Origin of the sequence: Faecalicatena contorta, assembly GCF_021531995.1 — a bacterium.
Taxonomy (GTDB): domain Bacteria; phylum Bacillota; class Clostridia; order Lachnospirales; family Lachnospiraceae; genus Dorea_A; species Dorea_A contorta_A.
Genome location: NZ_JAFBIZ010000281.1, coordinates 1 through 718, shown reverse-complemented (window position 1 = coordinate 718; position 718 = coordinate 1). Strand labels below are relative to the sequence as shown.

At 39.3% G+C, this 718-nt stretch carries 2 protein-coding genes; both read right to left on the bottom strand.

The genetic code is table 11. The features are described 5' to 3' along the window. Nucleotides 1–207: 207 nt before the first annotated feature. Nucleotides 208–564 carry a 50S ribosomal protein L20 gene (gene rplT, locus JQM82_RS15945; protein ID WP_235251400.1) on the bottom strand — a complete coding sequence of 119 codons (357 nt, stop codon included), beginning with the start codon at nucleotides 562–564 and terminating at the stop codon, nucleotides 208–210. A 34-nt stretch (nucleotides 565–598) separates the two neighbouring features. Further along, on the bottom strand, nucleotides 599–718 hold a 120-nt coding region (locus tag JQM82_RS15940; RefSeq protein ID WP_235251401.1), incomplete at its 5' end, for a large ribosomal subunit protein bL35.

Sequence of the window (718 nt, the reverse complement as noted above, 5' to 3'; positions counted from 1 at the left end):
GGTTACTTTATCCACTCGCTTAGCACCCTGTATTACTACAACGCACTGAGTTTAGCTACACGGCTCACTGGCGATTACCGTGACCGGACTTACACCGGCAAGTGTGGTCCAGCTTCGCTGGACACACAACAACAAAAAAGGACTGCTGCAAAATAAGATGTACTCTCAATTTTGCAACAATCCTCTTCTATTATCTTTCAGGAAAAATTATGCTAATTTAGCCTTAGCTGTCTCAGCAAGCGCTGCAAATCCCTCTGCATCGTTTACTGCCATCTCTGCAAGCATCTTTCTGTTGATATCAATATTTGCAAGCTTTAATCCATGCATGAACTTGCTGTAAGAAAGTCCATTCATTCTTGCTGCAGCATTGATACGTGCAATCCATAACTGACGCATCTGACGTTTACGCTGCTTTCTTCCTGCGTAAGAAGATGTAAGAGCTCTCATAACAGACTGTTTTGCAACTCTGTACTGTTTAGAACGTGCTCCTCTGTATCCTTTTGCTAACTTTAATGTTCTATTATGTTTCTTTTTAGCGTTTAAACCGCCTTTAATTCTTGCCATGTCTTATATCCTCCTTCATTTACTGAACCTTATCTTAGAGATATGGTAATACTTTCTTCATGTTCTTTACATTTGTTGCATCAGCGATGGTTGATTTTCTAAGATTTCTTTTTCTCTTTGTAGATTTCTTAGTTAAGATATGGCTCTTATAAGC